This window comes from Alcanivorax sp. (assembly GCF_051117345.1).
Lineage (GTDB): Bacteria > Pseudomonadota > Gammaproteobacteria > Pseudomonadales > Alcanivoracaceae > Alcanivorax.
Genome location: NZ_JBNPEC010000135.1, coordinates 1 through 7,369, shown reverse-complemented (window position 1 = coordinate 7,369; position 7,369 = coordinate 1). Strand labels below are relative to the sequence as shown.

Genomic DNA, 7,369 nt, shown 5'->3' with positions numbered 1-7,369 from the left:
CGCTACCGGGCTTTCGGTTTCCGGCCGGTCGCTGCACGTTCTGGAACTGCGCGCGCAGGCGACCTACGATCATGCCCCCATCGTCCAGAATGGCGGCACGCTCTATCTCAGTGCGAATGCGGGTATCAACCCGCTGCCAGAAAGACGGCAGCAAAGAAAGCAGCACCGGCTGCACCCAGAACAAAACTGCCAACCTTCGGGAAGGCATCCGCAGCGGCCCGGGCCGCTGCCAGAGACGCATCGAATACCGGTAACGCACGGACCGCGACTGCCGGCAAAGGGACTTCGCCGAGCCGATCCACCACTTCTGCTCAGGTAAAAGCAAACGTGAAAAAGAAAACCGCCTCATCCGCCTCGCAGGCTCAAATGCACGGCTTCAAGCCCTACATGCCAGCCAAAAACGAGGAGTACATGAACGAGAAGCAACGCGAACACTTCCGCCAGATCCTGCTGGCCTGGCGCCAGGAGTTGATGGAAGAAGCGGATCGCACCATGCACCATTTGCAGGACGAGCAGGCCAACCTGCCCGACCCCGCTGACCGCGCCACCCAGGAAGAAGAGTTTGCCCTGGAGCTGCGTACCCGCGACCGCGAACGCAAGCTGCTGAAGAAGATCGAGAAGACTCTGGATCTGGTCGACAAGGACGATTACGGCTTCTGCGAAGCCTGCGGCATCGAAATCGGCATCCGCCGCCTGGAAGCCCGCCCCACCGCCGACCTGTGCATCGACTGCAAGGAGCTCGCGGAGATCAAGGAAAAGCAGCTGGCCGGTTAAGATCAGTGAATAGTTAACAGTGAACAGTTAATAGCTCGCGATAGCGGGCTTTCGTTCTTGATATGCTGGAAGCCGCGCCCATAACTGGTTCGCGGCTTCCTCGCTTTTACACTGCTGTTAGCCGTATCTCGCGCAACTATTAACTGTTAACTATTCTCTATTAACTGTCTTTATGACCTATCGCGGACGCTTCGCCCCCACCCCCTCCGGCCCCCTGCATTTCGGGTCGCTGGTGGCTGCGCTGGCCAGTTGGCTGGAAGCGCGCCATGCCGGCGGTGAATGGCTGGTGCGCGTGGATGATCTGGATCCACCCCGGGAAATGCCCGGCGCCGCCGATACCATCCTGCGTCAGCTGGACACCTTCGGGCTGCATTGGGATGGCACAGTGCGCTACCAGAGTCAGCGGCAATCCGCCTATCAGCAAGCGGTGGACTCCCTGCTCGACAGCGGCCATGCCTTTCACTGCCGTCTGACCCGGAAACAGCTGGCCACCCTGGATCATAACCACCCCGGCATCAGCACCGCTGTGCCCCCCGCCAACGATACCGCCATCCGCTTGCAGGTTCCCGACCGGGAGCTGAGCTACCAGGATGGCATTCAGGGGGCCATCACCAACAACCTGCACCGTGACGGTGGCGCCTTTGTTATTCGTCGTCGCGACGGCCTGTTCGGGTATCAACTGGCCTGCGCCCTGGACGATGCGGATGAAGACATTACCCATGTGTTGCGGGGAGCCGACCTGCTCGATTCCACCCTGCGCCAGCGCTGGCTGCTGGAATGCCTGGGCAGGCCGGTACCTGAGTATGCGCATTTACCGGTGGTCACCGATGGCCGGAACCTGAAGCTGTCGAAGTCCGCAGGCAGCGAAGCCCTCGATCCCGCTCGTGCCAGCCAGCTACTCACCGCCGCCCTCCACTGCCTGGGCCTGCAGCCACCCTCAGATTTACAAGGCGAAAGCCCGGCAGTGCTATTGGCATGGGGCACGACGCACTACCCTGCTCACCACTGGCCAGCGGGACGCCAGCAGCCATTACCAGAGGAGCTGCACGCTACAAGCTGAAAGCTGCAACGCGAATCAGGAAAGCCCCGCAGCAAATGCTGTCCCCGCTTTTACACGCCTACCCCCCTGGCGTATGCTCATCGGCCCGGAGGGGTTAAACCACCTATGTATACCGACCGATTGCTGATCATCTTTATTCTCGGCACCTACCTGCTTTCCCCCGCCATCATCGACTGGTGGAGCGAAGGTGGGCGCGCCTGGTATCGCCCCTATCTGATCTGGCTGGGCCTGATCGCCCTGAGCTACTGGATTGCCAAGAGCAAGGATGTCGATGGTCTATAGTGTCAGCGATCTAATCCTGATTGCCGGGTGCTACCTGCTATTTCTGTTTGCGGTGGCCTGGATCACCGAACGTGGCTGGCTGCCCGCTCACTGGGTGCGTCACCCGGCTGTCTACGTGTTGTCGCTGGGGGTCTACGCCAGCGCCTGGGCGGTGTACGGGTCGGTGGGCTACGCCTACCAGTACGGCTACAACTTCCTGTCCTATTTTCTGGGCATCTCCGGGGTCTTTCTGCTCGCCCCCATTCTGCTGGCACCGATCCTCAGGCTGACCACTACCTATCAGCTCAGCTCGCTGGCTGACTTGTTTGCCTTCCGTTACCGCAGCCGGCTGGCCGGCGCCATGACCACCATCACCAGGCGGACCGGGGTACTGCCCCGGCGGGCCCTGCAGCTGAAGGCCGTGGCCGAGTCGATCCAGATTCTCAGCGGCACCGCCGACCCCCGCGATCTGGCGGCCGGGTTCTGCCTGATGATGGTGATTTTTGCCATCTTGTTCGGCGCCCGCCATACCACGGCCCGGGAAAAGCACGAAGGGCTGGTGATGGCCATCGCCATGGAATCACTGATCAAGTTGCTGGCCTTCGGTGCGGTGGCCTTGCTCGGTCTTTACGGTGTGTTCGATGGACCTTCAAGCCTGAATGCCTGGCTGGATGACCACCCGGAAATGCTGGCTCGGCTTTACTACCCCCTGCAAGACGGCACCTGGCATTCCATGATCATGGCGTTTTTTGTCTCTGCCGTGGTGTTGCCACACATGTTTTATATGGCCTTTACCGAGAACATGAACCCGCGCGCGCTGGTCACTGCCAGCTGGGCGCTGCCGTTGATGTTCCTGCTGATGGCACTGTGCGTGCCGGTGATCCTGTGGGCTGCCGCTGCCGGCAACGCCCCCACGCCGCCAGATTATTACGCTCTCGGCATCGGCATGATTACCGGCGGCCACGGCGCGGTGCTCGGCTATATCGCCGGGCTTGCCGGGGCCAGCGGCATGCTGATCGTGGCCACCCTGGCGCTGTCCGGCATGTGTCTGAATCATCTGGTACTACCCGCCAGCCCGCTGCAGGGCCAGAACCTGTATCGCAATCTGCTCTGGACCCGACGCATTCTGATCGCCGCGATTCTCGCGCTGGCCTATCTGTTCTACCGCTTCACCGGCACCGATCACACCCTGGTGGAACTGGGCGTGCTCACCTTTGTGGCGACCCTGCAGTTTGTCCCCGGGCTGATCGGCGCCCTGTTCTGGCCGTCTGGCAACCGCAACGGCCTGTTCGCCGGGTTGCTGGTCGGCTTTACCCTCTGGGTAATGTTGCTGCTGGTTCCCATCGCCTACCCGAACTGGCAGTTCCAGCCGCTGATGGAACTGCTGGGCATGCGTTTTCAGACCGGCGCCAGCCAGTGGCACCACGTGGCCATCGCCTCGGTCACGGCCAATGCCCTGATCTATGCCATCGTATCCATCGTCACACCCATGTCCCGCTCGGAAAAAAACGCCGCCGAAGCTTGTGCCGTGGACAGCCTGCGCCGCCCCTATCGCTGGGAGCTGGAAGCGAAGAGCGTGGACGATTTCATTGATGCCATGAGCCAGCCGCTGGGCCCAATCACCGCCACCCGGGAAGTGGAAATGTCCCTGCGGGATCTGCACCTGCCGCGCACGGAAACCCGGCCTTACGCCCTGCGGCGCCTGCGCGACCAACTGGAAACCAATCTGTCGGGCCTGCTCGGTCCCTCGGTGTCCCACCAACTGATCGACGATCACCTGCCCTACCTGCCGGAGGAGGAACAACACTCCAGCGAAGACATCCAGTTCATTGAATCCCGTCTGGAACAGTACCGGGATCGCCTGTCCGGGCTGGCGGCGGAACTGGATGGCCTGCGCCGCTTCCATCGTCAGACCTTGCTGGAACTGCCCATGGGGGTCATTTCCCTGGGCGCGGATCGGGAAATCATTGGCTGGAACCGGGCCATGGAAAGCCTCACCGGCATTACCGCCGAAGACACCATCGGCTCGCGGCTGGCAGACCTGGACCCGCCCTGGGGCGACTTCTTTACCCGCTTCAGCCACGACGACAATGCCCATCAGCCGCAGCAGTCACTGGAAGTGGAAAACCAGACACGCTGGCTGAGCCTGCACAAATCCGAAGTGATGGGCGCCGGCACCGCCGAACAGGCCGGCGGCCAGGTACTGGTGATCGAGGACATTACCGAACTGCGCCACATGGAGGCGCATCTGGCTCATAACGAACGCCTCGCCTCCATCGGTCGACTGGCCGCCGGGGTCGCCCACGAAATCGGCAACCCGGTCACTGCCATTGCCTGCCTGACCCAGAATCTTGATGAAGACAGTGACCCGGAGGAACAACAGGAAGCCTGCGACCAGATTCTGGAACAGACCCGGCGCATCACCCGTATCGTGGAATCCCTGGTGACCTTCAGTCATTCCGGCGGCATCAAGCTCAGCGAGCAGGTACCGGTGAACCTGTTCGATACCGTGGACGAAGCTATCTCATTACTGCTGCTGGATCCGGATCATCGCCAGCAACCGTTCGAGAATCACTGCCCGGCCAGCTACTGGGTCAAGGGCGATCCGCAACGCTTGCTCCAGGTTTTCATCAACCTGCTTGGCAATGCCGCCGATGCCAGCGAAGACCAGCAGCCAGTCACCGTGCACTGTGAGCCACGCGGTGACTTCCTCGATATTTTGCTGGAAGATCAGGGCCACGGTATCCCTGATACGTTGCGCGACGCCCTGTTCGAACCCTTCGTCACCAGCAAGCCTCCGGGTCGCGGCACCGGCCTTGGGCTGGCTCTGGTGTACAGTATTATCGAAGAGCATCAGGGCAGCATTCGGGTAGAAAGCCCCCTGAGCGAAGACGGTGGCACCCGCTTTGTGGTCAGCCTGCCCGTGCACCGGCAACAAGCCGCTACCCCCGGGCAGCCGGAAACATAGTATCCTGCTCAACTCGACAGACAGTAAGAGCCATACATGAGTCACATCCTGATTGTTGAAGATGAACCGGTGATTCGCGGCGCCCTGCGCAAACTGCTGGTACGCCACGAACACTCCGTGGCAGAAGCCGACTCCGTGGAACAAGCCCGGGAACAACACCTCAATCAGTTTGATCTCATCATCAGCGACCTGCGCCTGCCCGGCGAGCCAGGCACCGCCCTGATAGACAGTGCCGGCGCCACTCCGGTGCTGATCATGACCAGCTATGCCAGCCTGCGCTCCGCCGTAGATGCCATGCGCCAGGGCGCGGTGGACTATATCCCCAAACCGTTTGATCACGATGAAATGCTGCTGGCCGTGGAGCGGGTGCTCAAGGAAGGCCGACTGAATAGAGGCAATCGCGCCCTGCGCCGGGATATGGAACGCAGCTACCCGGTACACAACATGATCGGTGACAGTGATGCCATGCAGGAACTCAAACATCGCATCCACCGGGTGGGCCCCACCAATACACCGGTCTTGATCATGGGCGAATCCGGCACCGGCAAGGAACTCACCGCTCGGGCCCTGCATGAACAAAGTGAGCGGGCAGGCGGTCCACTGATCTCGGTGCAGTGCGCCGCCCTGCCGAAAAACTTGCAGCTGACAGAACTGTTCGGCGATGAAGACAGCGCCGGACGTATCGAAGAAGCCGATGGTGGCACCCTGTTTCTCGACGAAGTGGGCGAGCTCAACAGCGACGTGCAGAGCCGCCTGCTGACCCTGCTCACCCATCACGAGATCCACCGCCAGGGCTCCCTGTCGCCACGCAAGGTGGACGTGCGCATTCTTGCCAGCAGCCAGCTGGATTTGCCCGGGCGAGTGGCAGAAGGTCATTTCCGTCAGGATCTGTACTACCGGCTCAATGTCATGGAGCTGACCCTGCCTCCCCTGCGCGACCGTCAGGACGATCTGCAAAGTCTGGCCAACGCCCTGCTTGCCCGCGGCTGCGAGAAACTCAACCGCCACGACCTCTACTTCACGGATGCCGCCTGGCAGGCCATGGTCGGCTATAGCTGGCCGGGCAATGTGCGCGAGCTGGAAAACGTGATTGAGCGAGCCATTATTCTCACCGAGGAAGAGGGCATCGGCCCGTCACAGCTGGGGCTAAACCCCAACCGCACCCCTCAGCGGGTCAGCCGGGCCAGCTTGGACCCCAGCGAAGACCTGTCCCTGGAGGATTACTTCACCCGCTTCGTGATGGAAAACCAGGACAGCATGACCGAGACCGAGCTGGCTCAGAAACTGGGCATCAGCCGCAAAAGCCTGTGGGAACGCCGCCAGCGCCTGGGAATTCCGCGCAAAAAAGCCGGTAGTCGCCGTTAGTACACCGCCGGTACTGGCGGCATGACCGGCGAGACGGCTTTTGCTCCAGGCTATGTAAAAATATTCTGAGCTTGGCAGAAGGAAAACAACGCAGATTCCTCTGCAAAAGACCGCGGATGGGAACAAGTGTTACCGCGCTACACAGACAGGTAACACCAGGGTTACAGATTTCCGGAAACTATTTACATTAATTTTAAGTAAGACCTGTAACCTTTTGTTTTTTAAAGAATTAACTCTTTGTTGCATTGCCCCAGTGGGACGGGCACTATGAATCCCACGCCAGCAAACAATAAAAACAGCGGCGTAACAGGCTCAACAATAACAACAAGAAAGAAGAAGAATAATTTCACGAGCCGATGCAATGCTGCTGCAACTGATGATTGCAGCGACAAGGCAGAAAACAACACAAACAATAATAACAACAGAATCAGCGCAAAATATGGGAGTCACAACTTCGGTTGTGGCTCCTTTTTACATTATGGACCTAGCTAACTTCGGCCAGTGACTCAATTAACCGCAAAACGTGATACGATCACGCCTTTATATCAAACCTTGGCGGCTAATACTGACGCATGCCCTGCAAGTTCCTGGAACGTCTAACCCGCTGGCTACGCTCTCTCTGCCTATGTCTGACTAGCTGGTTGAAAAAGGGTTCCCAAAAAAACCGCAGAACGTTCGAACCGCGAGTCATACCCCGCGACCAACATCCCATTTCCCGCAAACAGGTGTCCCGCGCCGCGCTGGATGTACTCTATGGCCTGCACAAAGCCGGCTTTGAAGCCTACCTGGTAGGCGGCTGCCTGCGGGATATTCTCTGTGGTCGCGAGCCCAAGGATTTCGACGTCTCCACCAATGCCACGCCGGAACAGGTCAACCGTCTGTTCAAGCGTAGTCGCATTATCGGCCGTCGCTTCCAGATCGTGCACGTGCGTTTTGGCCGC

6 protein-coding genes and 1 pseudogene are annotated in these 7,369 nt (G+C 59.9%); 6 read left to right on the top strand and 1 reads right to left on the bottom strand.

The window, feature by feature from the left end:
* The coding region (locus ACFE0K_RS08880; RefSeq protein ID WP_434535718.1) for a hypothetical protein at positions 1-184 on the bottom strand (184 nt) is incomplete at its 3' end.
* Between the two features lie 182 nt (positions 185-366).
* On the opposite strand from ACFE0K_RS08880, the gene dksA reads away from it, so the two are divergent.
* The 6 genes and pseudogenes from dksA to ACFE0K_RS08850 all read left to right on the top strand — a co-directional run.
* The gene (gene dksA, locus ACFE0K_RS08875) at positions 367-774 is read left to right on the top strand and encodes an RNA polymerase-binding protein DksA (protein WP_052042879.1); all 408 of its coding nucleotides are present in this window, start codon (positions 367-369) and stop codon (positions 772-774) included.
* Between the two features lie 172 nt (positions 775-946).
* Entirely contained in the window at positions 947-1,834 is an 888-nt protein-coding gene (gene gluQRS, locus ACFE0K_RS08870) for a tRNA glutamyl-Q(34) synthetase GluQRS (protein ID WP_434535717.1), read from the top strand.
* A gap of 105 nt (positions 1,835-1,939) precedes the next feature.
* The gene (locus ACFE0K_RS08865) at positions 1,940-2,116 is read left to right on the top strand and encodes a hypothetical protein (RefSeq protein WP_007149317.1); all 177 of its coding nucleotides are present in this window, start codon (positions 1,940-1,942) and stop codon (positions 2,114-2,116) included.
* Positions 2,106-5,063 carry an ATP-binding protein gene (locus ACFE0K_RS08860; RefSeq protein WP_434535719.1) on the top strand — a complete coding sequence of 986 codons (2,958 nt, stop codon included), beginning with the start codon at positions 2,106-2,108 and terminating at the stop codon, positions 5,061-5,063. Before ACFE0K_RS08865 ends, ACFE0K_RS08860 begins: the two co-directional genes overlap by 11 nt.
* Positions 5,064-5,099: 36 nt before the next feature.
* Positions 5,100-6,428: a sigma-54-dependent transcriptional regulator gene (locus ACFE0K_RS08855; RefSeq protein WP_434535716.1), complete on the top strand. Its 1,329-nt coding sequence runs from the start codon at positions 5,100-5,102 to the stop codon at positions 6,426-6,428.
* Positions 6,429-7,000: 572 nt separating this feature from the next.
* Positions 7,001-7,369 (top strand): annotated as a pseudogene (locus ACFE0K_RS08850) (polynucleotide adenylyltransferase PcnB); the annotation flags it as partial.